Origin of the sequence: Pseudomonas abieticivorans (assembly GCF_023509015.1) — a bacterium.
GTDB lineage: Bacteria > Pseudomonadota > Gammaproteobacteria > Pseudomonadales > Pseudomonadaceae > Aquipseudomonas > Aquipseudomonas abieticivorans.
Genome location: NZ_CP094975.1, coordinates 2,933,198 through 2,957,107, shown reverse-complemented (window position 1 = coordinate 2,957,107; position 23,910 = coordinate 2,933,198). Strand labels below are relative to the sequence as shown.

General features: G+C 62.1%; 24 protein-coding genes and 2 pseudogenes. 16 read left to right on the top strand and 10 right to left on the bottom strand.

Features of this window, described 5'->3' with window-relative positions; genetic code table 11:
• Positions 1–19: 19 nt before the first annotated feature.
• From metX to L9B60_RS13385, 6 genes are read left to right on the top strand one after another with little or no spacing between them, the layout of a single operon-like run.
• Positions 20–1,159, top strand: a complete 1,140-nt coding sequence (gene metX / locus L9B60_RS13410) for a homoserine O-succinyltransferase MetX (RefSeq protein WP_249679285.1) — start codon at positions 20–22, stop codon at positions 1,157–1,159.
• 7 nt (positions 1,160–1,166) lie between these two features.
• The gene (gene metW / locus L9B60_RS13405) at positions 1,167–1,787 is read left to right on the top strand and encodes a methionine biosynthesis protein MetW (RefSeq protein ID WP_249679284.1); all 621 of its coding nucleotides are present in this window, start codon (positions 1,167–1,169) and stop codon (positions 1,785–1,787) included.
• A 21-nt stretch (positions 1,788–1,808) separates the two neighbouring features.
• Positions 1,809–2,246 carry a DUF4426 domain-containing protein gene (locus L9B60_RS13400; RefSeq protein WP_249679283.1) on the top strand — a complete coding sequence of 146 codons (438 nt, stop codon included), beginning with the start codon at positions 1,809–1,811 and terminating at the stop codon, positions 2,244–2,246.
• Complete coding sequence (gene rdgB / locus L9B60_RS13395) at positions 2,246–2,839, top strand: RdgB/HAM1 family non-canonical purine NTP pyrophosphatase (protein ID WP_438866108.1); 594 nt, start codon at positions 2,246–2,248, stop codon at positions 2,837–2,839. Before L9B60_RS13400 ends, rdgB begins: the two co-directional genes overlap by 1 nt.
• Positions 2,836–4,038: a radical SAM family heme chaperone HemW gene (gene hemW, locus L9B60_RS13390; RefSeq protein ID WP_249679282.1), complete on the top strand. Its 1,203-nt coding sequence runs from the start codon at positions 2,836–2,838 to the stop codon at positions 4,036–4,038. The genes rdgB and hemW overlap by 4 nt, the downstream gene beginning before the upstream one ends.
• A 9-nt stretch (positions 4,039–4,047) precedes the next feature.
• Positions 4,048–4,371 (top strand): DUF3392 family protein, encoded by a 324-nt coding sequence (locus tag L9B60_RS13385; protein WP_249679281.1) that lies wholly within the window; start codon positions 4,048–4,050, stop codon positions 4,369–4,371.
• A 107-nt stretch (positions 4,372–4,478) separates the two neighbouring features.
• Here L9B60_RS13385 and trmB read toward each other — a convergent pair whose 3' ends face one another.
• From trmB to L9B60_RS13365, 4 genes are all read right to left on the bottom strand, one after another.
• Positions 4,479–5,183: a tRNA (guanosine(46)-N7)-methyltransferase TrmB gene (gene trmB / locus L9B60_RS13380; protein ID WP_249679737.1), complete on the bottom strand. Its 705-nt coding sequence runs from the start codon at positions 5,181–5,183 to the stop codon at positions 4,479–4,481.
• A gap of 32 nt (positions 5,184–5,215) precedes the next feature.
• Complete coding sequence (locus L9B60_RS13375) at positions 5,216–6,010, bottom strand: thiazole synthase (RefSeq protein WP_249679280.1); 795 nt, start codon at positions 6,008–6,010, stop codon at positions 5,216–5,218.
• A gap of 62 nt (positions 6,011–6,072) precedes the next feature.
• Positions 6,073–6,273 carry a sulfur carrier protein ThiS gene (gene thiS / locus L9B60_RS13370; RefSeq protein ID WP_249679279.1) on the bottom strand — a complete coding sequence of 67 codons (201 nt, stop codon included), beginning with the start codon at positions 6,271–6,273 and terminating at the stop codon, positions 6,073–6,075.
• 92 nt (positions 6,274–6,365) lie between these two features.
• Positions 6,366–6,737 carry a DUF423 domain-containing protein gene (locus L9B60_RS13365; protein WP_249679278.1) on the bottom strand — a complete coding sequence of 124 codons (372 nt, stop codon included), beginning with the start codon at positions 6,735–6,737 and terminating at the stop codon, positions 6,366–6,368.
• 78 nt (positions 6,738–6,815) lie between these two features.
• Between L9B60_RS13365 and mtgA the strand changes: the two genes are divergently transcribed.
• Entirely contained in the window at positions 6,816–7,541 is a 726-nt protein-coding gene (gene mtgA, locus L9B60_RS13360; protein ID WP_249679736.1) for a monofunctional biosynthetic peptidoglycan transglycosylase, read from the top strand.
• 141 nt (positions 7,542–7,682) lie between these two features.
• Here the strand turns inward: mtgA and rpoH are convergent, their stop codons facing one another.
• From rpoH to ftsY, 4 genes and pseudogenes are all read right to left on the bottom strand, one after another.
• Positions 7,683–8,537, bottom strand: coding sequence for an RNA polymerase sigma factor RpoH (rpoH, locus tag L9B60_RS13355; protein WP_249679277.1), 855 nt, complete (start codon positions 8,535–8,537; stop codon positions 7,683–7,685).
• Positions 8,538–8,650: 113 nt separating this feature from the next.
• Complete coding sequence (ftsX, locus tag L9B60_RS13350) at positions 8,651–9,673, bottom strand: permease-like cell division protein FtsX (RefSeq protein ID WP_249679276.1); 1,023 nt, start codon at positions 9,671–9,673, stop codon at positions 8,651–8,653.
• Positions 9,670–10,341 (bottom strand): cell division ATP-binding protein FtsE, encoded by a 672-nt coding sequence (ftsE, locus tag L9B60_RS13345; protein WP_249679275.1) that lies wholly within the window; start codon positions 10,339–10,341, stop codon positions 9,670–9,672. The genes ftsX and ftsE overlap by 4 nt, the downstream gene beginning before the upstream one ends.
• A pseudogene (gene ftsY, locus L9B60_RS13340) lies at positions 10,338–11,826 on the bottom strand (signal recognition particle-docking protein FtsY). The gene ftsE and the pseudogene ftsY overlap by 4 nt, the downstream one beginning before the upstream one ends.
• Positions 11,827–12,057: 231 nt before the next feature.
• On the opposite strand from ftsY, the gene L9B60_RS13335 reads away from it, so the two are divergent.
• The 8 genes and pseudogenes from L9B60_RS13335 (at position 12,058) to L9B60_RS13300 (ending at position 20,789) form a co-directional block, all read left to right on the top strand.
• Positions 12,058–13,413, top strand: coding sequence for a M16 family metallopeptidase (locus tag L9B60_RS13335; RefSeq protein WP_249679274.1), 1,356 nt, complete (start codon positions 12,058–12,060; stop codon positions 13,411–13,413).
• Between the two features lie 49 nt (positions 13,414–13,462).
• Positions 13,463–14,866 (top strand): M16 family metallopeptidase, encoded by a 1,404-nt coding sequence (locus L9B60_RS13330; protein ID WP_438866140.1) that lies wholly within the window; start codon positions 13,463–13,465, stop codon positions 14,864–14,866.
• Positions 14,866–15,459 (top strand): 16S rRNA (guanine(966)-N(2))-methyltransferase RsmD, encoded by a 594-nt coding sequence (gene rsmD / locus L9B60_RS13325; protein ID WP_249679272.1) that lies wholly within the window; start codon positions 14,866–14,868, stop codon positions 15,457–15,459. The genes L9B60_RS13330 and rsmD (L9B60_RS13325) overlap by 1 nt, the downstream gene beginning before the upstream one ends.
• 108 nt (positions 15,460–15,567) lie before the next feature.
• Positions 15,568–16,896, top strand: coding sequence for a M16 family metallopeptidase (locus tag L9B60_RS13320; RefSeq protein WP_249679271.1), 1,329 nt, complete (start codon positions 15,568–15,570; stop codon positions 16,894–16,896).
• 21 nt (positions 16,897–16,917) lie between these two features.
• Positions 16,918–17,037 (top strand): annotated as a pseudogene (gene rsmD, locus L9B60_RS13315) (16S rRNA (guanine(966)-N(2))-methyltransferase RsmD); the annotation flags it as partial.
• 73 nt (positions 17,038–17,110) lie between these two features.
• Entirely contained in the window at positions 17,111–18,370 is a 1,260-nt protein-coding gene (locus L9B60_RS13310) for a M16 family metallopeptidase (protein ID WP_249679270.1), read from the top strand.
• Positions 18,363–19,697 (top strand): M16 family metallopeptidase, encoded by a 1,335-nt coding sequence (locus L9B60_RS13305; RefSeq protein ID WP_249679269.1) that lies wholly within the window; start codon positions 18,363–18,365, stop codon positions 19,695–19,697. Before L9B60_RS13310 ends, L9B60_RS13305 begins: the two co-directional genes overlap by 8 nt.
• Before the next feature lie 66 nt (positions 19,698–19,763).
• Positions 19,764–20,789 (top strand): hydrolase, encoded by a 1,026-nt coding sequence (locus tag L9B60_RS13300; protein WP_249679268.1) that lies wholly within the window; start codon positions 19,764–19,766, stop codon positions 20,787–20,789.
• Here L9B60_RS13300 and L9B60_RS13295 read toward each other — a convergent pair.
• Together L9B60_RS13295 and L9B60_RS13290 are read right to left on the bottom strand one after the other, a co-directional pair.
• A complete protein-coding gene (locus L9B60_RS13295) occupies positions 20,765–21,622 on the bottom strand; it encodes a sulfurtransferase (protein WP_249679267.1) in 858 nt (285 codons plus the stop codon). The two genes, L9B60_RS13300 and L9B60_RS13295, sit on opposite strands and share 25 nt — an antisense overlap.
• A gap of 21 nt (positions 21,623–21,643) precedes the next feature.
• Positions 21,644–22,309 carry a TetR/AcrR family transcriptional regulator gene (locus tag L9B60_RS13290; RefSeq protein ID WP_249679266.1) on the bottom strand — a complete coding sequence of 222 codons (666 nt, stop codon included), beginning with the start codon at positions 22,307–22,309 and terminating at the stop codon, positions 21,644–21,646.
• A gap of 155 nt (positions 22,310–22,464) precedes the next feature.
• On the opposite strand from L9B60_RS13290, the gene L9B60_RS13285 reads away from it, so the two are divergent.
• The gene (locus L9B60_RS13285) at positions 22,465–23,901 is read left to right on the top strand and encodes a coniferyl aldehyde dehydrogenase (protein ID WP_249679265.1); all 1,437 of its coding nucleotides are present in this window, start codon (positions 22,465–22,467) and stop codon (positions 23,899–23,901) included.
• The last annotated feature ends 9 nt before the right edge of the window (positions 23,902–23,910 follow it).

Below are 23,910 nucleotides of genomic sequence, written 5' to 3'. Positions count from 1 at the left end.
TTATGCGAGAGCAGGGTCGATGCCCACTGTCTTCCCAAACGATTCCGTTGGTTTAGTCACACCGCAAACCGCCCACTTCAACGAACCCCTGGCCTTGGCCTGCGGGCGTTCGCTGGGTGCCTACGACCTGATCTACGAAACCTATGGCACGCTGAACGCCAGCGCGAGCAATGCCGTGCTGATCTGTCACGCGCTGTCGGGGCACCATCATGCGGCGGGCTACCACAGCGCTGATGATCGCAAGCCCGGCTGGTGGGACAGTTGCATCGGCCCGGGCAAACCGATCGACACCGATCGTTTCTTCGTGGTCAGCCTGAACAACCTGGGTGGCTGCAACGGCTCCACCGGCCCCAGCAGCATCAACCCCGACACCGGCAAACCGTTTGGCGCCGAATTCCCGGTACTCACCGTGGAAGACTGGGTGCACAGCCAGGCGCGCCTGGCCGACCTGCTGGGCATCAGCCAATGGGCCGCTGTCGTCGGCGGCAGCCTGGGCGGCATGCAGGCCTTGCAGTGGACCATCACCTACCCCGAGCGCGTGCGGCATTGCCTGGCCATCGCCTCGGCGCCCAAGCTGTCGGCGCAAAACATCGCCTTCAACGAAGTGGCACGCCAGGCCATCCTGACCGACCCCGAGTTCCACGGCGGCTCGTTCCAGGAGGCCGGGGTAATCCCCAAGCGCGGGCTGATGCTCGCGCGCATGGTGGGGCACATTACCTACCTGTCCGATGACTCCATGGGCGAGAAATTCGGCCGGGGCCTCAAAAGTGAAAAACTGAACTACGACTTCCACAGCGTCGAGTTCCAGGTCGAAAGCTACCTGCGTTACCAGGGCGAAGAGTTTTCCGGGCGTTTCGACGCCAATACCTACCTGTTGATGACCAAAGCCTTGGATTACTTCGACCCGGCCGGCGCTCACAACGACGACTTGGCGCTGACCCTGTCCAGCGCCAAGGCCGATTTCTGCGTGATGTCCTTCACCACCGACTGGCGCTTCTCGCCCGCCCGCTCCCGCGAGCTGGTGGATGCGTTGATGGCTGCCAAGAAGAACGTCTGCTACCTGGAGATCGATGCTCCGCAAGGCCACGACGCCTTCTTGATCCCGATCCCGCGCTACTTGCAGGCCTTCAGCAGCTACATGAACCGAATTTCGACCTGAGGACGCCATGAGAGCCGATCTTGAAATCATCCAGGACTGGATTCCCGCCGGCAGCCGCGTGCTCGACCTCGGCTGCGGCGATGGCGAACTGTTGGCTTGGCTGCGCGACAACAAGCAAGTCAGCGGCTATGGCCTGGAGATCGACGCCGACAACATCACCGAGTGCGTGCGCAAGGGCGTCAACGTCATCGAACAGGACCTGGACAAAGGCCTGGGCAACTTTGCCAGCAACAGTTTCGACATCGTGGTGATGACGCAGGCCCTGCAGGCCGTGGAATACCCGGACCGCATCCTCGACGAAATGCTGCGGGTGGGCCGCCAGTGCATCATCACCTTCCCCAATTTCGGCCACTGGCGTTGCCGCTGGTACCTGGCCACCAAGGGCCGCATGCCGGTGTCGGACTTTTTGCCGTACACCTGGTACAACACGCCGAATATCCACTTCTGCACTTTCGAAGACTTCGAGGCCTTGTGCCGCGAGCGCCGCGCCCAGGTGCTGAACCGCCTGGCGGTGGACCACCAGCACCGGCACGGGCTGGCCAGCAAGCTATGGCCTAACCTGTTGGGTGAGATCGGCATCTACCGCGTCAGCAGCCCAGGCTTGCAGGAGCACAGGATCGCCGTTTAATCCCTGCCAAGGAGAACGAACATGCGCCGCCTGACTGCCCTTGTGTGTGCCCTGCTGTTGGCCGTGCCGGCCCTGGCTGCGGAGGCTGCCAAGCCCGAACGCCAGGAAACCTTCAGCGATGGCGTGACCGTGTACTACAACGCGATCACCTCAAGCTTCCTGAGCCCGGAAATGACCACGGCGGCAGGGCTGACCCGCAGCAAGAACCTGGGTGTGCTGAACATCGCCGTGTTCAAGGATGGCAAGCTGGCCATGGCCAACGTCAGCGGCACGGTCACCAACGAGGACGGGCGCAAGGACAACCTGACGATCCAGCAGAAGACCGAGCAGGGGGCCGTTACTTACCTGGCCCAGTTCACCATTGATCGGCCAGGCACCTACACCTTCGACGTGAACGTCGCGATAGGCGATAAAATCAACACGCTCAACTTCAACCAAGCACTTTTCCCGGGCGAATAATGAATTTCAAGCAACTCGTGCTGGCCAGCCACAACGCCGGCAAACTCAAGGAACTGCAGGCCATGCTTGGCGGTTCGGTACAACTGCGCTCGGTGGGTGAGTTCAGCACCGTGGAGCCGGAAGAAACCGGCCTTTCGTTCGTCGAGAACGCCATCCTCAAGGCCCGTAACGCCGCGCGCCTATCCGGCCTGCCAGCGTTGGCCGACGACTCGGGCCTGGCGGTGGATTACCTGGGCGGCGCGCCGGGCATCTATTCGGCGCGCTATGCCGATGGCCAGGGCGACGCGGCGAACAACGCCAAGCTGCTCGACGCGCTCAAAGACGTGCCCGCCGAAGAACGCGGTGCCCAGTTCGTTTGCGTGCTGGCCTTGGTGCGCCACGCCGACGACCCGTTGCCGATCCTTTGCGAAGGTTTGTGGCACGGGCGCATTCTCACTGCCGCCAGCGGCGAGCACGGCTTCGGCTACGACCCGCTGTTCTGGGTGCCCGAGCGCGACTGCTCCAGCGCCGAGCTGAGCCCGCTGGAAAAGAACCAACTGAGCCACCGCGCCCGCGCCATGGTGTTGCTGCGTCAACGCCTGGGCCTGGCATGACCGCTACCCGCCTGTTTGTAGGCGAGGCCGGGCTGTCGACGGTCGAACCCCGCGCACCGCTGCCCGAGCTGCCGCCGTTGTCGCTGTACATTCACATTCCCTGGTGCGTGCGCAAATGCCCGTACTGCGACTTCAACTCCCATGAGGCAACGCCCACGCTCCCGGAAGAGGAGTACGTCGACGCGCTGCTAGAGGATCTGGACAACGACCTGCCAGCGGCCCACGGGCGCCCGCTGAGCTCGATTTTCTTCGGTGGGGGCACGCCCAGCCTGTTCAGCGCCAAAGCCTTGGGGCGGCTGCTGGAAGGCGTTGAGCAACGCATCCCGTTTGCCGCCGACATCGAAATCACCCTGGAAGCCAACCCCGGGACATTCGAGCAGGAAAAGTTCGTCGCCTACCGCAAGCTGGGCATCAATCGCCTGTCGATCGGCATCCAGAGTTTCCAGCAGGCCAAGCTCCAGGCCCTGGGCCGCATCCATAACGGTGACGAAGCGATCCGCGCCGCCGACATGGCGCGCCAGGCCGGCTTCGACAACTTCAACATGGACCTGATGCACGGCCTGCCAGACCAGTCGCTGGACGATGCCCTGGGCGACCTGCGCCAGGCCATCGCGCTCAAGCCCACGCACCTGTCCTGGTACCAACTGACCCTGGAGCCGAACACGGTGTTCTGGAACCAGCCGCCCGCGCTGCCGGAAGACGACACCCTGTGGGATATCCAGGAAGCCGGCCAGGCGCTGCTCGCCGAGCACGGCTACGCGCAATACGAAGTGTCGGCCTACGCCCAACCGGGGCGCGCGGCGCGGCACAACCTGAACTACTGGAGCTTTGGCGACTTCATCGGCATCGGCGCCGGCGCGCACGGCAAGCTCAGCCACCCGGACGGGCGCATCGTGCGCACGTGGAAGACGCGCCTGCCCAAGGATTACCTGAACCCGGCAAAAGCCTACCAGGCCGGCGAGAAACTCTTGCCGCTGGACGAGCTACCCTTCGAGTTCCTGATGAACGCCCTGCGCCTGACCGACGGTGTGGATGCCGCGCTGTACAACCAGCGCACCGGCCTGCCTCTGGAAAGCCTGGCGCAGGCGCGCCGGCAAGCCGAACAAAAAGGCCTTTTGCAGGTCGAACCGACACGCCTGGTGGCCACGCCCCAGGGCCAGCTGTTTCTCAATGACCTGCTGCAGTATTTTCTGATCTAAGGATTGTGAATGGACGTGGTACTTAATTTTCTGGCGGAGATCTCGCGCTGGAGCCGCAGCAACCTCTCGGAAATCGCCCTGGCCCTGATCGGCTGCCTGCTGGTGTTGTTTGGTGCCGACCTCAAGGGCGCCATCGAATCGCGCATGGGTAGCCTGAGCGGTGCCTTGCGCATTCCGGTGCTGGCCTTGTTGTGCACCATCGGCAGCGGCGCCGCCTTGATCTACGCGACACCTTGGGTGGTGCGCGGCTTGAGCCAGTTCAACAACTACAGCCTGGCGCCGGTGTTGTTGGTAGTGCTGGTGCTGATCGGCGTGGTCGCCGATCGCAAGTAAACATACCTCCTGTAGGAGCGGATTTATCCGCGAAAAGCACGCTGCGGTGTATCAGGTATTTCGCGATGCACTTTTCGCGGATAAATCCGCTCCTACAGCGTAGGGGCTCAGATTTTTTCGAACTTCAAGTCCCACACACCATGGCCCAGGCGCTCGCCACGGCGCTCGAACTTGGTGATCGGCCGCTCGGCCGGGCGTGGCACGCAACGGCCGTCTTCAGCTTGGTTGCGGTAGCCTGGGGCCACGTTCATCACTTCCAGCATGTACTCGGCGTAAGGTTCCCAATCGGTCGCCATGTGCAACACGCCGCCCACCTTCAACTTGCTCAGCACCAGTGCCGCGAATTCCGGCTGCACGATACGGCGCTTGTGGTGCCGGCTCTTGTGCCATGGGTCGGGGAAAAACAGCATCAAGCGGTCCAGGCTGTTGTCAGCCACGCAGCGCTTTAGCACTTCGATGGCGTCGCAGTCGTACACGCGCAGGTTTTTCAGGCCCTGGGTCAACACGCCATTGAGCAGCGCGCCGACGCCTGGCCGGTGCACTTCAACGCCGATGAAGTCCTGCTCGGGTGCCGCAGCGGCCATTTCCAGCAGCGAATGGCCCATGCCAAAGCCGATTTCCAGGGTGCGCGGCGCCGAGCGGCCGAACACCTGGTCGAAATCGACTGGGCTGTCGGCCAGCGGCAGCACGAACAACGGCTTGCCCTGGTCCAGGCCACGTTGCTGGCCTTCGGTCATCCGCCCAGCGCGCATCACGAAGCTCTTGATGGCGCGGTGCTGGCGCTCGTCGGCCTGTTCGGTGGGTTCAGGCATCGGCGTATCTTGCGGTTCAGTCATGGTGGCTCTTACTTGATCAGACCATCCAGCGGCGAGGATGCGCTGGCATAGAGTTTTTTCGGCATGCGGCCGGCGAGGTAAGCCAGGCGACCGGCAACGATGGCGTGCTTCATGGCTTCGGCCATCATCACCGGGTGCTGTGCATGGGCAATGGCCGAGTTCATCAACACCGCTTCACAACCCAGCTCCATCGCGATGGTCGCGTCGGATGCCGTACCTACGCCGGCATCCACCAGGACAGGCACCTTGGCCTCTTCCAGGATGATTTGCAGATTGTACGGGTTGCAAATGCCCAGGCCCGTGCCGATCAGGCCAGCCAGCGGCATGACCGCAATGCAGCCGATTTCGGCCAACTGGCGGGCAATGATCGGGTCATCGCTGGTGTACACCATCACGTCGAAACCGTCCTTGACCAGTACTTCGGCGGCCTTGATGGTTTCGATCACGTTGGGGAACAGGGTTTTCTGGTCGGCCAGCACTTCCAGCTTCACCAGGTTATGACCGTCCAGCAGTTCACGGGCCAGGCGACAGGTACGCACGGCTTCGACCGCGTCGTAGCAGCCCGCGGTGTTCGGCAAGATGGTGTAGCGGTCAGGCGGCAGCACGTCCAGCAGGTTCGGCTCACCCGGGTTCTGGCCGATGTTGGTGCGGCGCACCGCCACGGTGACGATCTCGGCGCCCGAGGCTTCGATGGCCAGGCGGGTCTCTTCCAGGTCACGGTACTTGCCGGTGCCGACCAGCAGGCGCGACTGGAAAGTACGACCGGCCAGCGTGAAGGGCTTGTCGCTACGAACATTGCTCATCGTCATTCCTCTCGAAGTTGAGGGTGTGGCAGGTTGATTATGCAGGGCCTGGCAGCGGCTGACTAACCGCCGCCGATGGCCTGCACCACCTCGACCTGGTCGCCTTCGCGCAGTGCGGTGTCGGCGTGCTGGCTGCGCGGCACGATATCCAGGTTGAGCTCGACCGCCACTCGACGCCCGGTCAGGTCCATGCGGGCCAACAAGGCCGCGACGGTTTCGCCGTCGGGCAATTCAAAGGGTTCACCGTTCAACTGAATGTGCATGCGGGCAGCAGCCATCATTTTTAAAGGGGCCCGCATTCTAGCCCGATCAGATGCGATGACCAAAGCCATTCGTCTCAACCTGGACCCATGGGTCAGGTCAAACGCCACGCCGCCAGGCCCAGGCACACCCAACCGGCCAGGAACGCCAGGCCGCCGAACGGCGTGACGATGCCCAGCTTGCTTACGCCAGTCAGGGTCAGCAGGTACAGGCTGCCAGAAAACAGCAGGATACCCACGCAAAACAGGATGCCCGCCCAGGTAATCAATCGGCCGGGGATCTGCGTCGCCAGAATCGCAACCGCCAGCAGCGCCAGGGTATGGATCAACTGGTAATTCACCCCGGTATGGAACACCGCCAGATAGTCCGCGCTGAGGCGATCCTTCAACCCATGGGCGGCAAAGGCACCCAAGCCGACGCCGGTGAAACCGAAAAAGGCCGCCAGCAGCAGAAAACTTCGCAGCATCCAGATACTCCCATCTAAGGCCTGCACAATCACAGGGTCTGTATAATGGCCCGCTCAAACGGTTCGGCCAAGCCATCTATGCTGCATTATCTGTTTCGACGCTTCTGCACGTTCCTGCTCTGGTTCGCCATTGGCAGCGCCTTGTTGGTGCTAGTTTTTCGCTGGGTACCGCCGCCCGGCACCATGTTGATGGTCGAGCGCAAGATCGAATCCTGGGCCGACGGCCAGCCGATCGACCTGCAGCGCAGCTGGCGCCCATGGGACCAAATCTCCGACGACCTCAAGGTGGCCGTGATCGCCGGCGAAGACCAGAAATTCTCGCAACACTGGGGCTTTGACTTCAGCGCCATGCAGGCTGCCTTTGCCCACAACGAGCGCGGCGGTTCTATCCGTGGTGCCAGCACCCTTACCCAGCAAGTGGCCAAGAACCTGTTCCTGTGGTCGGGCCGCAGCTACTTCCGCAAGGCCCTGGAGGCCTGGTTCACCGCACTGATCGAAGTGATGTGGCCCAAGCAACGGATCCTCGAGGTGTACGTGAACAGCGTGGAATGGGACGACGGCGTGTTCGGCGCCGAAGCAGCGGCCCGCCATCACTTCGGCGTGAGTGCCAGCGCACTTTCACGCCAGCAGGCCAGCCTGTTGGCTGCCGTATTGCCTAACCCGCGGGAATGGAGCGCCAGCCACCCAAGCACCTACGTGGCACGCCGTGCGGGGTGGATTCGCCAGCAGATGAGCCAGCTGGGTGGGGATGATTACCTGGTGGGGCTAAATCATTCGCGCAGTAGTGCGCCGTGGACGCAATGATCATTTGCCCTGTAGGAGCGGATTTATCCGCGAAGCAAGCGCCTTGCGCGCTACCTGATGTACCGCGGCAGTCTTTTCGCGGATAAATCCGCTTCTACGGGCAATAAAAAAAGCCCTGGTCACTGACCAGGGCTTTTTTGTTCAAGCGGCGATGGAAGTCTTGAGCTTGTTCATCGCGCTCTTCTCGAGCTGGCGGATGCGTTCCGCCGACACGTTGTACTTCTGCGCCAGGTCATGCAGCGTGGCTTTTTCCTCGGCCAACCAGCGCTGGTAAAGGATGTCACGGCTGCGTGGGTCCAGCACTTCCAGGGCTTCGTGCAGGTTGCTGTTGGAGTTATCACTCCAGTCGGCATCCTCCAGCTGACGCGCCGGGTCGTAGCGGTGGTCTTCCAGGTAGTTGGCCGGCGACTGGAACGCGCTATCGTCGTCGGCTTCTGCTGCCGGGTCGAACGCCATGTCGTGACCGGTCAGGCGGCTTTCCATCTCGCGCACTTCACGAGGCTCAACGCCCAGGCTTTCGGCCACGCGATGAACTTCTTCGTTGTTCAGCCACGCCAAGCGCTTCTTCTGGCTGCGCAGGTTGAAGAACAACTTGCGCTGGGCCTTGGTGGTCGCGACCTTCACGATGCGCCAGTTGCGCAGGATGAACTCGTGAATTTCGGCCTTGATCCAGTGAACGGCGAACGATACCAGGCGCACGCCCATTTCTGGGTTGAAGCGCTTCACGGCCTTCATCAGGCCGACGTTACCTTCCTGGATCAGGTCAGCCTGAGCCAGGCCATAGCCGGAATAGCTGCGTGCGATATGCACGACAAAACGCAGGTGGGCGAGCACCATCTGCCGAGCCGCCCCCAAATCCTGCTCATAGTAGAGACTCTCGGCCAGTTCACGCTCCTGCTCCGGCGTCAGCAAAGGGATGCTGTTGACGGTGTGCACGTAGGCTTCCAGGTTCGCACCCGGGACCAACGCGTAAGCAGGTTGCAAAGAAGTGGTCATACGAAAAAACCTCCGACTCACATAACTCGTGCAGTTCAGCACTGCGAAATTGACCGGAAACCGAGCAAAAAGTTCCCTAAAAAGCTGAAAAGGTCAATACAAGCAAAAAGACACTATCGCGGCGCGAGCTCTCGCAAGTGGCGAGCCACCGCAATCCAAGCACCGATATACCCTAACAATACCGCTCCTAGCAAGAGCGACAGACCATCGGCGGCAGGTACGCCGGCCAGGGCAAAGTCACTGCCGTAAAGACCAGACAGCCCGACAACCGCGTCGTTCAGCCAATTCAGGCCGAAAGCGAGGATACCCCATGAAAAAATACCCGCGCCTACGCCATAAAGCGCGCCCATGTAAAGAAACGGCCTACGAACATAGGCGTCGGTACCACCCACCAGTTTAATGACCTCGATTTCCGTCCGACGGTTCTCGATGTGCAGACGAATGGTATTACCAATCACCAGCAACAGGGCCGATACCAACAATACGGTCAGGCCAAAGACAAAGCGGTCGCCCAGCTTGAGGATGGCCGCCAGGCGCTCGACCCACACCAGGTCCAGTTGCGCCTGTTGCACCTTGGGCAACTCGGACAGGCGCTGGCGCAGGGCTTCCAAGGTCGGTTTGTCGACTTCCTGCGGGGTCACCACGACAACGCCCGGCAAGGGGTTGTCGGGCAACTCCTTGAGCGCCTCGCCCAGCCCCGACTGTTGCTGGAACTCCTTGAGCGCTTGGTCACGGCTGACGAATTCTGCGTCGGCAACACCCGGCAACCCTTTGATCTGGGTCACCAGCGCTTCACCGTCACGGCCGCCTGCGTCCATTTCCAGGTACAGCGATATCTGTGCCGCGCGCTGCCAGGAACCGCCCAGGCGCTCGACGTTCTTGAGCAACAACGACAAGCCCATGGGCAGGCTCAGGGCAACGGCCATTACCAGGCAGGTGAAAAAGCTGCCGATAGGCTGCTTGCCCAACCGGCGCAAGCTGTCGACCATGCTCGCCCGATGGCTTTCCAGCCAGGCGCGGAACAAGGTGGCGAAGTCGGGACCGTCATCGTCGTCGTGTTTTTTCTTCTTCGGCGGCGGCTCGGCGGCTTTCGGCGCCACCCGATCGGTTACTTTTGGGCTGCGTGTGGCACTCATTCGCCTGCCTCCCCGTCACCGATCAACCGGCCGCGCTGCAAGGTCAGCATGCGATGGCGCATACGCGCGATCAAAGCAAGGTCGTGGCTGGCGATCAGCACGCTGGTGCCCAGGCGGTTGATGTCTTCGAATACACCCATGATTTCTGCTGCCAGCCTTGGGTCGAGGTTACCGGTCGGTTCATCCGCCAGCAGCAAGGCCGGGCGGTGAACGATAGCGCGGGCGATGCCAACGCGCTGCTGCTGCCCGGTGGAGAGGTCGCCCGGGTAAAGTTCGGACTTGTCCGACAACGCCACGCGCTCCAGTGCCGAGTCCACCCGCTTGGCGATTTCGGGCTTGGACAGGCCGAGGATCTGCAATGGCAAGGCGACATTGTTGAACACCGTGCGATCAAACAGCAATTGGTGGTTCTGGAACACCACGCCGATCTGGCGGCGCAGAAAGGGGATCTGCGCGTTACTGATCTGGCCCAGGTCCTGCCCGGCCAGCAACAATTTGCCAGTGGTTGGCCGCTCCATCGCCAGTAGCAGGCGCAGCAAAGTACTTTTGCCGGCACCGGAGTGGCCGGTCACGAACAGGAATTCGCCTCGACGTACTCGAAAGCTCAGTTCATGCAGGCCGACGTGACCGTTCGGATAGCGCTTACCGACCTGTTCGAAACGAATCATGTACGCTCCCGCTCGGCAAACAATGCCTGGACAAAGGGTTCGGCTTCAAAGGTACGCAAGTCATCGATGCCCTCGCCCACCCCGATGTAGCGGATCGGCAGGCCAAACTGCTTGGCCAGGGCGAAGATCACCCCACCCTTGGCGGTGCCGTCGAGCTTGGTCAGTGCCAGGCCGGTCAGATTGACCGTGGCGTTGAACTGCTTGGCCTGGTTGATGGCGTTCTGCCCGGTGCCGGCGTCGAGCACCAGCAGCACTTCGTGCGGCGCGTCGGCGTCGAGCTTGCCGATCACCCGGCGCACTTTCTTCAGCTCTTCCATCAAATTGTCTTTGGTGTGCAGGCGACCGGCGGTATCGGCGATCAAGACGTCGATGCCACGGGCCTTGGCGGCTTGCACGGCGTCAAAGATCACCGAGGCCGAATCGGCACCGGTGTGCTGGGCGATCACCGGGATGTTGTTGCGTTCGCCCCACACCTGCAACTGCTCCACCGCCGCGGCGCGGAAGGTGTCACCGGCGGCCAGCATCACGCGCTTGCCGTCCAGCTGCAACTTCTTGGCCAGCTTGCCGATGGTGGTGGTCTTGCCGGCGCCATTGACGCCCACCACCAGGATCACGAATGGTTTGTTCTGCGAGTTGATCTTAAGCGGCTGCTCGACCGGGCGCAGCATGTCCGCCAGCTCGTTTTGCAGCGACTTGTAAAGGGCATCGGCATCGGCCAACTGCTTGCGCGCGACCTTCTGCGTCAGGCTCTGGACGATCACCGACGTGGCCTCTACGCCGACGTCCGCGGTCAGCAAGCGGGTTTCGATTTCTTCGAGCAGGTCATCGTCGATGATCTTCTTGCCCAGGAACAGGCTGGCCATGCCTTCGCCCAGGCTGGCGCTGGTCTTGGCCAGGCCCTGCTTGAGCCGGGCGAAGAAACCGGCCTTGGTTTCCTCGCTGCGCGCCACAGCGACCTGGGGCTCGGGCTCGGCGACGGGGGCGGCAGGTACGACGGGCACAACCGGTGCCGCCGGGGCAATGACCACCGGCGCGACAGCGACTGGCTCTGGCTCTGGTTCTGGTTCTGGTTCTGGTTCTGGTTCTGGTTCTGGCTCTGGCTCTGGCTCTGGCGCCAGAATCACCGGTTCCGGCTCAGGCACCACCACCGGCACGATCTCGGCGACAGTGGCAGGCTCAGGCTCCAGCGGCGCGGGGATCGGCGGCGGCGTTTGCGGCTCGCTTTCCAGCACCAGGGCCACCGGTTCTTCCGGCACCGGGCAAAACCAGGCCCACAGGCGCTTCGGGCACCGGTACCTGCGCCACGGGCTCGGCGGTCAACACCGGCTCCGGTGCTACCTCCACGGCCAGTTCAGGCGCAACGGGCGCAGGGCTTTGCGGCTGTTCGGGGGTGGTTTCCTGCGGCTTCTTGCGCAGCCATCCGAACAGGCCTTTCTTTTCGCCAGCCGCAGCTGGGGTCTTTTTGTCGTCGTTGGAACCAAACATGGAAGACGGCTATCTCAAGGTAGCGACGGGCCAGTGCAGCGCGTCGGAAAATTCTAATAACGCAGAACAGACTATTTTTTCCCCGGCTCGTTCATGCGCAACATTTTGTTGAGAGACTTCAGGTCTTCTCTTCAACCAGGCATGGTCGCCAGGTAACCGGATCAGTATCCTAGCACCTCCTCGCCCGCCTACGCTAAGACCAAGCGGGCAGTCCTACAGGTTTAAAAACGAATGAATGCTCTAGCCCGCCGCGCCGCTGGCCTGCTGATCAGCACTGTTTGCCTGCCATTTGCCGCCCTGGCGGCCGATCCGCAGCCCACGCACGAGTTCACCCTGGACAACGGCCTGAAGGTCGTGGTGCGTGAAGATCACCGCGCTCCCGTGGTGGTTTCGCAAATCTGGTACAAGGTCGGCTCCAGCTACGAAACACCCGGCCAGACTGGCCTGTCCCATGCCTTGGAACACATGATGTTCAAAGGCAGCGAAAAGTTGGGCCCCGGTGAAGCCTCCCGCGTGCTGCGCGACCTGGGCGCCGAAGAAAACGCCTTCACCAGCGACGACTACACCGCCTTCTATCAAGTGCTAGCCGCTGACCGCCTGCCCGTCGCCATGGAACTGGAAGCCGACCGCATGGCCACCCTGCGCTTGCCGGCCGATGAGTTCAGCCGCGAGATCGAGGTAATCAAGGAAGAGCGGCGCATGCGCACCGACGACAAGCCAGGTGCCAAGGCTTTCGAGATGTTCAAGGCCATGGCCTACCCGGCCAGCGGCTACCACACGCCGACCATCGGCTGGATGGCGGACCTGGACCGCATGAAGATCGAGGAGCTGCGCGCCTGGTACCAGGCCTGGTACGTACCCAACAACGCCACGCTGGTGGTGGTGGGCGACGTCACCGTCGACCAGGTCAAAGGCCTGGCCGAACGCTTCTTCGGCCCTATCGCCAAGCGCGCCACGCCCCCCAGCAAGCTGCCCTTGGAGCTGGCCGAGCCGGGTGAGCGCCTGACCACTCTGCACGTGAAAACCCAACTGCCAAGCGTGATGTACGGCTTCAACGTACCGGGCCTGGCTACCGCCAAGAACCCCCGCGACGCCCAAGCCCTGCGCCTGATCTCGGCCCTGCTCGACGGCGGCTACAGCGCGCGCATGTCTACCCAGCTGGAACGTGGCGAAGAACTGGTCACCGGCGCCTCGGCCAGCTACAACCCGTTTGCCCGCGGGGACAGCCTGTTCCTGCTGTCGGCCACGCCCAACACCCAGAAGAAAAAGACCCTGGCGGACGTGGAGAAAGGCTTCTGGCGCTTGCTCGACCAGCTCAAGACCACCCCGCCGTCCAACGAAGAGCTGGAGCGCGTGCGGGCACAGGTGATCGCCGGCCTGGTGTTCGAGCGCGACTCGATCAGCAGCCAGGCCACCACCATTGGCCAACTGGAAACCGTGGGCCTGTCGTGGAAGCTGATGGACACCGAGCTGGATGACATCAAGAGCGTCACGCCCCAGGACATCCAGAATGCCGCGCGCACTTATTTCACCCGGTCACGCCTGAGCGTTGCCCATGTACTGCCAGAGGAATCGGCTCATGACTGAGCGAAACACACCCCGCCACGCCCTACTGGGCCTGGCGCTGCTGGCGGTCATGGTAGCCGGCCCGGCCCGAGCCGATGACGCCGCGCCCCAGCACCTGGACAACCTGCAAACCCTGAAAGAGCTGGACGGCAAGGCCCCCAGCCACCGCGACCTGAACATCCAGACCTGGAAAACCAGCCAGGGCGCCAATGTGATGTTTGTCGAGGCTCACGAGTTGCCGATGTTCGACATGCGCCTGACCTTCGCCGCCGGCAGCAGCCAGGACGACAAGGTGCCGGGCGTGGCCGTGCTGACCAACGCCATGCTCAATGAAGGCGTGGCCGGCAAGAACGTCGAGGCCATCGCCAAGGGCTTCGAAGGCCTGGGTGCAGACTTTGGCAACGGCGCCTACCGTGACATGGCCGTGGCCTCGCTGCGCAGCCTGAGCGCCACCGACAAACGCGAGCCGGCACTCAAGCTGTTCGCCGAGGTAGTCGGCAAACCCACCTTCCCGGCCGATTCACTGGCGCGCATCAAAAACCAGATCATGGCTGGCTTCGAATACCAGAAGCAGAACCCGGGCAAGCTGGCCGGGCTTGAGCTGTTCGATCGCCTGTACGGAACCCACCCGTACGCACACCCCAGCGAAGGTACCGCCAAGACCGTGCCCGGCATCACCGTCGCGCAGATGCGCGCGTTCCACAACCGCGCCTACGCTGCTGGCAATACCGTCATCGCCCTGGTCGGCGACCTGAGCCGAGCCGACGCGGAAAAAATCGCTGAACACGTGTCGGCGGCGCTGCCCAAGGGCCCGACCCTGGCCAAGATCAGCCAGCCGGCCGAGCCCAAACCAGGCCTGACCCACATCGAGTTCCCGTCCAAGCAGACCACCATGCTGCTCGCCGAATTGGGCATCGACCGCACCGACCCGGACTACGCCGCCCTGTCGCTGGGCAACCAGATCCTCGGCGGTGGCACCTTCGGTACCCGCCTGATGAGCGAAGTGCGTGAAAAACGCGGCCTGACCTACGGCATCTACTCGGGTTTCACCCCGATGCAAGCCAAAGGCCCGTTCATGATCAGCCTGCAAACCCGCGCGGAGTTGAGCGAGGGCACCCTCAAGCTGGTCCAGGACATCCTGCGTGACTACCTGAAAACCGGGCCCACCCAAGAGGAGCTGGACAACGCCAAGCGCGAGCTGGCCGGCAGCTTCCCGCTGTCCACGGCCAGCAATTCGAGCATCGTCGGCCAACTGGGCGCCATTGGCTTCTATAATTTGCCATTGAGCTTCCTGGAAGACTTCATGCAGCAATCCCAGGCGCTGACCGTCGAGCAAGTCAAGGAGGCCATGAACCGCCACCTCAATGCCGACAAGCTGGTCATCGTCACCGCAGGGCCGACGGTCGACCAGAAACCGCTGCCACCCCCATCTGACAAACCCCAGGACCAACCCCTGGGTGTTCCGGAGCACTAATGGCCAGCCCCTCTGCAAAACCTGTCAAAGCCCATAACGGTCAGGGCCAACTGCGCATCATTGGCGGCGAATGGCGCAGCCGCAAGCTGAGCTTTCCCGACGGCCCGGGCCTACGCCCGACCCCGGACCGGGTGCGTGAAACGTTGTTCAACTGGCTCAGCCCCTACGTCGCCGGCGCCAAGGTGCTGGACCCGTTCGCCGGTAGCGGCGCGCTGTACCTTGAGGCGCTTTCGCGTGGCGCCAGCCTGGGCCTGGCGCTGGACAGCAACGGCCAGGCCATCGCCAGCCTGCGGCACAACCTGGATCTGCTCAAGTGCTCTGTGGGGCAACTGATGCAGACCGATGCCCTACGTTACCTGGAAACCCAGACGCCCACGGCCTTTGACCTGGTATTCCTCGACCCGCCGTTCCACCAGAACTTGTTGCCGGCCGCCTGCGCCCTGCTTGAAGCCAAGCAATGGCTGGCCGAACGCGCCTGGATCTACACCGAGAGCGAAACCCCGCCCTCGGCGCTAGAGCTGCCCGCCACCTGGCGCCTGCACCGCGAAAAAAAGGCCGGCCAGGTGTACTACGCGCTGTGGCAGCGCAGCTAACCCCCCGTGCTGGGCGTTAATATTTACCGCCTATAAATATGTACCGCACCGTCATCGAGCCACAGATCCAAAGTGTCCTTGCGAACCCCACTCACAAGGACACTCGATATGCACATCACACCCGCTTTCAAAAACATCCTTGACGTAGATACAGCGAATCGTCACCTGGACCTTCAGCGCTGGAAAACAGCTGAGGGCACCCGCGTGCTGTTCGCCGAAACCCACGATGAACCCTTGGTTACCATCAGGCTGGACTTTGCTGCAGGCAGTTGCCGCGATGGTGAACACCCAGGGCTGTCAAAACTTACAAATAGCATGCTCGACGAGGGCATAAGCGAGATGAACGCCGAGCAACTGGCCAGCGCTTTCAAGGAACTGAACGCTGAGTACAGGAGCAACAACACTGCGGACCTGTCGTGTATTGGCCTGCAATTTTCAAGTGCCCCCCTACAGCGCGACGCCGCAGTATCGCTGCTCGCTCAGGTGGTCGGGCGCCCAAGCCTGCGAGCAGACAGCTTCAACAAGATGCAGACGGCAGTGGTGGGCCTTTGGCAAAAAGAGGAAAGCCTGCCAGGCACGCGGTTCCATGCGCTCCAAACGAAACATATCTACAACGGCCATCCTTATTTCAATATCCCTGGCGGTAGCTCCACCGAGGTGGCAGCACGCACGCTCGAACAGGTTCGAACCGCTCATCATGAGAACTTCGGGGCTAGCAACCTCACCGTTACCCTGGTGGGCGACCTGAGCCGGGATGATGCCCAAGCCATGATCAATACGATCATTGCGCAGCTTCCCGCCAGCCCCAAGCTAGCGGCCCTGCCCGCTCCAGTATGGCCCGGGCCTGATGCACAACATTACGAAGAGCCAACAGTGGGCATGACTGGGATGATTACATTTCCCTCCGTCAATCGCGCCCACCCTGACCATGTGGCGCTGACCGTTGCGAATCACATTTTCGGCAACAGTGGGGACAAGAACTCCCGCCTCATGCGTGAAGTGCACATCAAACGCAACCTGTACAAGCGCCCTTCAAGCACACTGCACCAGCTCGGCACTGTAGGAGAATGGTCGATCAACTGGCGTACTCGCGAGCAATATAGAGAAGCCAGCCGCCAGTTGCTTACCCGCATGCTTGAGGATTTTTTACGTGATGGGCCAACCGCCGAGGAACTGGCGCAAGCATGTAGCGCCTTGCTGGGTAGTTACCCACTGCACACCGTTTCCCATTGGCATATCAACACCTTGCTCCAACCCATCGCCATTCACGACCTGCCATTGGACACCCCTGAGCGGTTTGCCCGCGAACTAATGGCATTAACGCCACACGACATCGTGGCGGCAATGAATCGCCACTACGTCATGGACCAACTGCTGTACACAAGTATGGGCCCAACCGTTGACCAGCAACCGTTGCCGCCTTTAGCTCACGAGTAAAAAAATCGATACAGCTGGTGGGCATGGATCTACACCAAAAGCGAAACCCCGCCCTCCAGCCTCGAGTTGCCGGCCACTTGGCGCCTGCATCGCGAGAAAAAAGCCGGCCAAGTGCATTACGCCTTATGGCAACGCGGCTAATTAACTACCGCACCGCCAACACGCGATAAGCCGACAGTGTCCTTGTGAACCTCACTCACAAAGGACATTTTTTATGCGCCATACCTTTGCACTCGACAATGGCCTGAGCGTCATCGTCAAGGAAGACCACCGCGCCCCCGTGGTCAGTACCCAGTTGTGGTACCACGTGGGCGCCAGCTACGAGTACCCGGGCCAGTCCGGGCTATCCCATGCCCTGGAGCACTTGTTGTTTTCCGGCAGCAGCAAACTGCCAGAGGGCCAATACTCACGACTACTGCAACGCATGGGCGCGAGCGCAAACGCCTTTACCAGCGAAGACGCCACGGTCTTCCATCAGTTGCTGCCCGCAGCCAGGCTGGAGCCGGTGCTGGAAATAGCCAGCGATACGATGCACACCGCCACGCTGGCAGCGCAGGTGTTCACCCGGGAAATCGAAGTCGTCAAGGCCGAACGCAGCCTTCTCGTTGATCACATGCCTGCCGCACGGTTGCATGAGGCGGTGACGGCGCAAGGCTTTGCCCACAGCAGCTATCGCACCCCCACCATCGGTACGGCCGTTGACCTGGCCAGCATGACCGTCACGGACCTGCAGCACTGGTACCGCAACTGGTATGCCCCCAACAACGCCACCCTGGTGGTGTGCGGCGATGTTCAGGCAAGCGCCGTGAAAATTCTGGTCGAACGGCATTTTGGCACCTTGGCCCGCAGCCAACTGCCGGTCAGGAAACGTCCGCAAGAGCCCGACGGTTTCGGCCAGCGCAGCCTCACGCTGAAACTGCCGCAAGCCAGCCCTACTTTGTCGCTGGCCTTCAACGTCCCGAGCCACGGCACCTCGACCGAGGTGCGCAGCCTCAACGCTCTGCGCCTGACCCGCTTCCTGCTGGCCGAGGGTATCGGTTCAAGGCTTTTCAGCCGGCTGCTGCGAGGCAAGGAAGTCATCACCAGCGCCAGTGCCGATTACACGGCCTATGCCCGCGGCGATCAGCTGTTTCGCATCACCGTGCATCCCAGCGACGACATTTCGGCCACCGAAAGCGCCTTGTGGGGTGAACTGGAGGCCCTCAAGGCCGACCCACCCAGCGAACAGGAGCTTGCGAGGGCGCAGACCAAACTGACCGCCACACAGGTCTACGCCAGCGACAATCTTGAATACCAAAGCGCGCAACTGGGTCAACTGGCTGCGTGCGGTCTGCCGCTGTCGTTGCTCGACAGCCAGCAAAACGACCTCGCCCAGGTTCGCCCCGCAGACATTCAAGCAGTAGCGCAGCGCTTTTTCGTGCGTGAGCGCCTGACAACCGGATACCTGACACCCAAGGAGAACAGCCATGAATAACCTGCACTCACTCACCTCGCTGGTAGATTTTCACGGCACCACTGCCGCGCACCGGGTCATGGACATCCAGCGTTGGGAGGCCCGGGGTGCGCGAGTACTGTTCGTGCAAACCCACGAAATCCCGATGTTTGAAATCAAGCTGGATTTCGTCGCCGGCAGCAGCCGCGACGGCACTACGCCGGGGCTGGCGCTGCTCACCAACGGCATGCTCAACGAGGGCATTGCCGGCGTCGATGCCGAGCAGTTGGCCACTGCCTTCGAAGATCAGGGGGCGGAGTATACCAATAGCGTCAGCCGCGACTTTTCCACCGTTGGCCTGCGCAGCCTCAGTGCGCCGGCCAAGCGAGACGCTGCCGTCGCCCTGCTGGCACAGGTGGTCGGCAACCCGACGCTACCCGCGAGCGCCCTGGAGCAGATCCGTGGCCAGGCACTGAACCTGGTAAAAAGCCAACAGCGATCAGCCGCCAAACGTCTGTCCGATGCCCTGATGCGCAAGCTCTACCAGCGCCACCCCTACGAACACTCACGCACTGGCACCGAGGCCGGCCTTGCGGTCGTTACCCTGGAACAGATACGTGAGTTTCATCAGCGCAGCTATGGTGCAGCCAACCTGACCATCAGCCTGGTGGGCGACCTGAGTCGCAGCGAGGCCGAGGCCATGATCGCAGACCTGGTTGCGCAACTACCCGATAGCCCTGCACTGACGCCCCTGCCCGCAGTTGCCTGGCCGGGCGCCGAAGTCATCCACCTCGACGCGCCCGGTGCCGACGTATCGGTGATCCTGACCTTGCCCGCCATCTCACGCGCCGACCCGGACCATGTGGCCCTGACCGTGGCCAATATGATCTTTGGCGATCCAAACGGCTTGGAGGCGCGCTTGATGCAGGAGCTGCGAGTCAAACGCGGCCTGACCTATGGCGCCTATTCACGCTTGACCCAACTATTGGCCAGTGGCCACTGGACCCTGAGTTGGAATACCCGGGCCCAGTACAACGACGCAACCCAAGACCTGGTGGAAAACATGCTTCGGGATTTTCTGCGCGACGGCCCAACCACCGAAGAACTCGAACAGGTGCGCGCCGGCCTGTTGGGCCGTTACCCCCTGCAAACTGCCAGTAACCAGCAGATCATGGAGCAACTGCAAATCATCGGCAGCCACGACTTGCCCCTCGACACTGCGCAGCAGTTTGTCGTCGAGTTGCTGGCCCTGACCCCGCAAAGCATCCGCGCCGCACTGCAACGCCACTTCGATGCCGATCAACTGCTGTACTTCAGCATCGGGCCCGACGCCCCCCAGCAGCCATTGCCGGAGCTGGCGGACCGATAAAAAGCTCGACACGGCGCGCTGGCGTTGTGGCACCGTAGGCAGGCAAACACTTTGGAAGCTTTATCCGTGACGACGCTCTACGGCCAAACCGACGCCAGTCTCGCATTTCGCCCAGCCCTTGGCCTGGGCAACGCCCACCTGCAAACCCTATGGGGGCCGTTGTGGCGTAAAACCGTGCATCTGGACAGGCAACGCGAACGGCTGTGGCTGGCCGATGGTGACTTTCTCGACCTGGACTGGCATGGCCCGCGTGACGCCGAGCGCCCGTTGGTGGCGGTGCTGCATGGCCTCACCGGCTCGTCCAACTCACCCTATATCGCCGGCCTGCAACAGGCCCTCGCCGTGCGGGGCTGGGCCAGCGTCGCGGTGAATTGGCGGGGTTGCTCGGGCGAGCCTAACCTGTTGGCGCGCAGTTACCATTCCGGCGCCAGCGAAGACCTGGCCGAAGTGATCGCCCATTTGCGAGCATCACGGCCAATGGCGCCACTGTTCGCGGTGGGTTATTCGCTGGGCGGCAATATCCTGCTCAAGCACTTGGGCGAGAGCGGCACCGGTAGCCAATTGCAAGGCGCGGTGGCGGTATCGGTGCCATTCCGCCTGGACCAGTGTGCCGACCGCATCGGCCAAGGGTTCTCGAAGGTTTACCAGGCCCACTTCATGCGTCAGATGCTGGTGTACGTGAAAGACAAGCAGCAGCGTTTCCGGCATGAGGGCCACGCTGCCGGCCTGGCTACGCTCGACCGGCTTGGCCCTTTGGAGAACATGCGCACCTTTTGGGATTTCGACGGCCGCGTCACCGCGCCATTGAACGGTTTCCTCGATGCGCACGACTACTATCGACGCTCGTCGAGCCGCTATTACCTGGGCGACAACCGCACGCCAACGCTGATCATCCAGGCCGCCGACGACCCTTTCGTGTTCGCCCACAGTTTGCCGGCCGCCAACGAGCTGTCGGCCAGCACGACGTTCGAGCTGCACGGCAAGGGTGGCCACGTCGGCTTCGTCGACGGCTCGCTGAGCCGCCCCGGCTATTACCTGGAGCGGCGCATCCCGGCCTGGCTGATGGCTCAGTCGCCGGTGGCGACCGGGTGATGGGCGTCAGTCACCCATTCACTCCAGGAGCCTGCGTACAACGGTGCCAATGGGTAGCCGGCCAGGCACAGGGCGAACAGGTTGTGACACGCCGTCACCCCTGAACCGCAATAGGCGACCAGTTTTTCTAGCGGGCGGCTGCCCAATTTCTCGGCAAAACGCTGCTGCAGTTTATCGGCCGGCAGAAAACGCCCGTCCGCGCCAAGGTTCTCGGTAAAGGTCGCGCACTGCGCGCCTGGGATATGCCCGGCCACCGGGTCCAAGGGCTCCACATCACCGCGAAAACGCGGCAGGGCGCGGGCATCGAGCAAGGTCAGGTCCGGTTGGCCCAGGCGGCCTTGCAAGTCGTGAGCGGTCACCACCATGCTGGAGTCCGGTTTGCCGGTGAAGTGCCCGAGGGCAGTGGGCGGAGCATCCAGGCTCAGTGGCAGGCCCGCGGCATGCCACGCCTTGAGGCCGCCATCGAGCAGGTAGACGCCATCGCGCTTGCCCAGCCAGGCCAGCAACCACCAGGCCCGTGCGGCAAAGGCACCCGGGGCATCGTCATACAGCACGATCTCGCTGTCGTTGTTAATGCCCCAGGCCTGCAATCGCTCAATCAGATGCCCCGGTTGCGGCAGCGGGTGGCGCCCCGTCACGCCCTTGACGATCTTGCCGCTCAGGTCGCGCTCAAGGTCGGCAAAACGCGCGCCGGCAATGTGCCCTTCGGCATAGCTGCGCTGGCCATAATCGTGGTCTTCCAGGGCGAAACGACAATCCAGTATCACCAGCTCCGGTTGCTTCTCGATGCGAGCAGCCAGTTGCTGGGGGCTAATCAGTTGCGCAATGGGCATGGCAGCCTCCCTAGGTCATGTTTACTGTTCGAGTGCCTGTAGCAATGGCACGCTGAATTCTTCGCAAAGCGCGTCGACGGCGGCGCGGGCCTGGTCTGTAACGAACCCCAGCTCCAGTACCAATACCTGATAGACACCACGCTTGAAGGCTTCTTCACTCAGATGCGCGGAATTTTCCCGGGTGGTGCACAAAAAACGCACCCAGGACGTCAGGATGATCCAGGCGTTGAGCGTCAGGGCTTCGAGCTGCTGCGGGTTCATCCGCAGAATACCGGCGTCGATGAAGCCACGGTAAATCAACTGCCCCTGCACCAGGCAACGCTGGGAAAAGCGCCGGTAGCGCTCGGCAAGTTCCTTGTCGCTGTCCAGCAGATGCTCCAGGTCGCGGTGCAGGAAACGGTAATTCCACATCGCCGCCAGCAAAGCCTTCAGGTAGAAGCGCTTGTCTTCCACGGTCGCCAGGCGGCCTTGGGGCGCTCGCAGGAAACTGTCCACCAACGCCTCGTACTCGGTAAAGAGCACGGCGATGATTTCCTGCTTGTTGGCGAAGTGGTAATAGAGGTTGCCTGGGGAGATTTCCAGGTGGGCGGCGATGTGGTTGGTGCTGACACTGCGTTCGCCTTGCTGGTTGAACAGTTCCAGGCTGGTGAAGACGATGCGCTCTCGGGTTTTTATGCGCGGTGCCATGTCCGGTTCCAAAGCATTGGCTTTAATGAATAACTGCATCTTACGGTTAATTGGCCGGGCGATGAATCTATCGGCACGACTAATTCCTCTTACCTTTGCGCACAATTAGAGTATAAGCTCTATAAAAACAACAATCGCGCCGCTGGGAGCTGTTCATGTCTGCCGAAGCCGCCTATCTGTCACACACCGCTGAGCACAGCGTAGCCCTTGAAACGTTGTTCAACGCCCAGCGCCAGGCTTTTACCGCCAACCCCATGCCCCCGGCCGCACAACGCCGGCAATGGCTGAAAAGCCTGCGCGACCTGCTGCTCAGCGAGCAACAGGCGCTGATCAAGGCGGTGTGCCAAGACTTTGGCCAGCGCAGCGCTGACGAAACCCTGGTGGCAGAACTGCTGCCCAGCGTACAAGGCATCCATTACGCCAGCCGGCACCTCAAGGGTTGGATGAAAGCCTCGCGGCGCAAGGTGGGCTTGGCGTTCCAGCCGGCATCGGCCAAGGTGGTCTACCAACCGCTGGGCGTGGTCGGGGTGATTGTGCCGTGGAACTACCCGCTGTTCCTTGCCATAGGGCCATTGGTGGGGGCCCTGTCGGCGGGCAATAGGGTGATGCTGAAACTCAGCGAATCCACCCCGGCCACCGGCCAATTGCTCAAGCAATTGCTGGCCAAGGTGTTTCCCGAAGACCTGGTGGGCGTGGTATTGGGCGAGGCCGACACCGGTATCGCTTTCTCGCGTCTACCGTTCGACCACTTGCTGTTCACCGGTGCCACCAGCATTGGCAGCCAGGTCATGCGCGCCGCGGCCGAACACCTGACGCCGGTCACCCTGGAACTGGGCGGCAAATCGCCCGCCATCATCAGCGCCGACGTCCCCCTCAAGCACGCGGCCGAACGCATCGCCTTCGGCAAATGCCTGAATGCCGGGCAAACCTGCGTGGCGCCGGACTATGTGCTGGTGCCCCACGACCGGCTGGATGATTTCGTGGCCGCCTATCAACAGGCGGTGCGGGGCTTCTATCCGACGGTTTTGAACAACCCGGACTACACCTGGATCATCAACGACCGACAACTGGCGCGGCTCAAGCGCTACCTGGACGACGCCACGGCCAAGGGCGCGCGAACAGTCGACGTCTATCCCCCGCAGCAAAGCCAGGGTCGCTGCCTGGCGCCGCAATTGCTGCTCGACGTGTCCGATGACATGACCGTGATGGAAGACGAAATCTTCGGCCCGCTGCTGCCTGTCGTGCCCTACGGTACGCTCGATGAGGCCTTTGCCTACGTCAACCAGCGCCCGCGGCCCCTGGCGCTTTACTACTTCGGCTACGACAAGGCCGAACAGCAGCGCGTGCTGGAGCACACCCACTCGGGCGGTGCCTGCATCAACGACACCCTGCTGCACGTGGCCCAGGACGATATGCCGTTTGGTGGCGTGGGCCCCTCCGGCATGGGCCATTACCACGGCCACGAGGGTTTTCTGACCTTCAGCAAGGCCAAGGGCGTGCTGACCAAGCAACGCTTCAACGCCGCGCGGTTGATCTACCCACCCTATGGCACGGCCTTGCAGAAATGGGTGCATCGCCTATTCATTCGCTGAGGGCCCGAC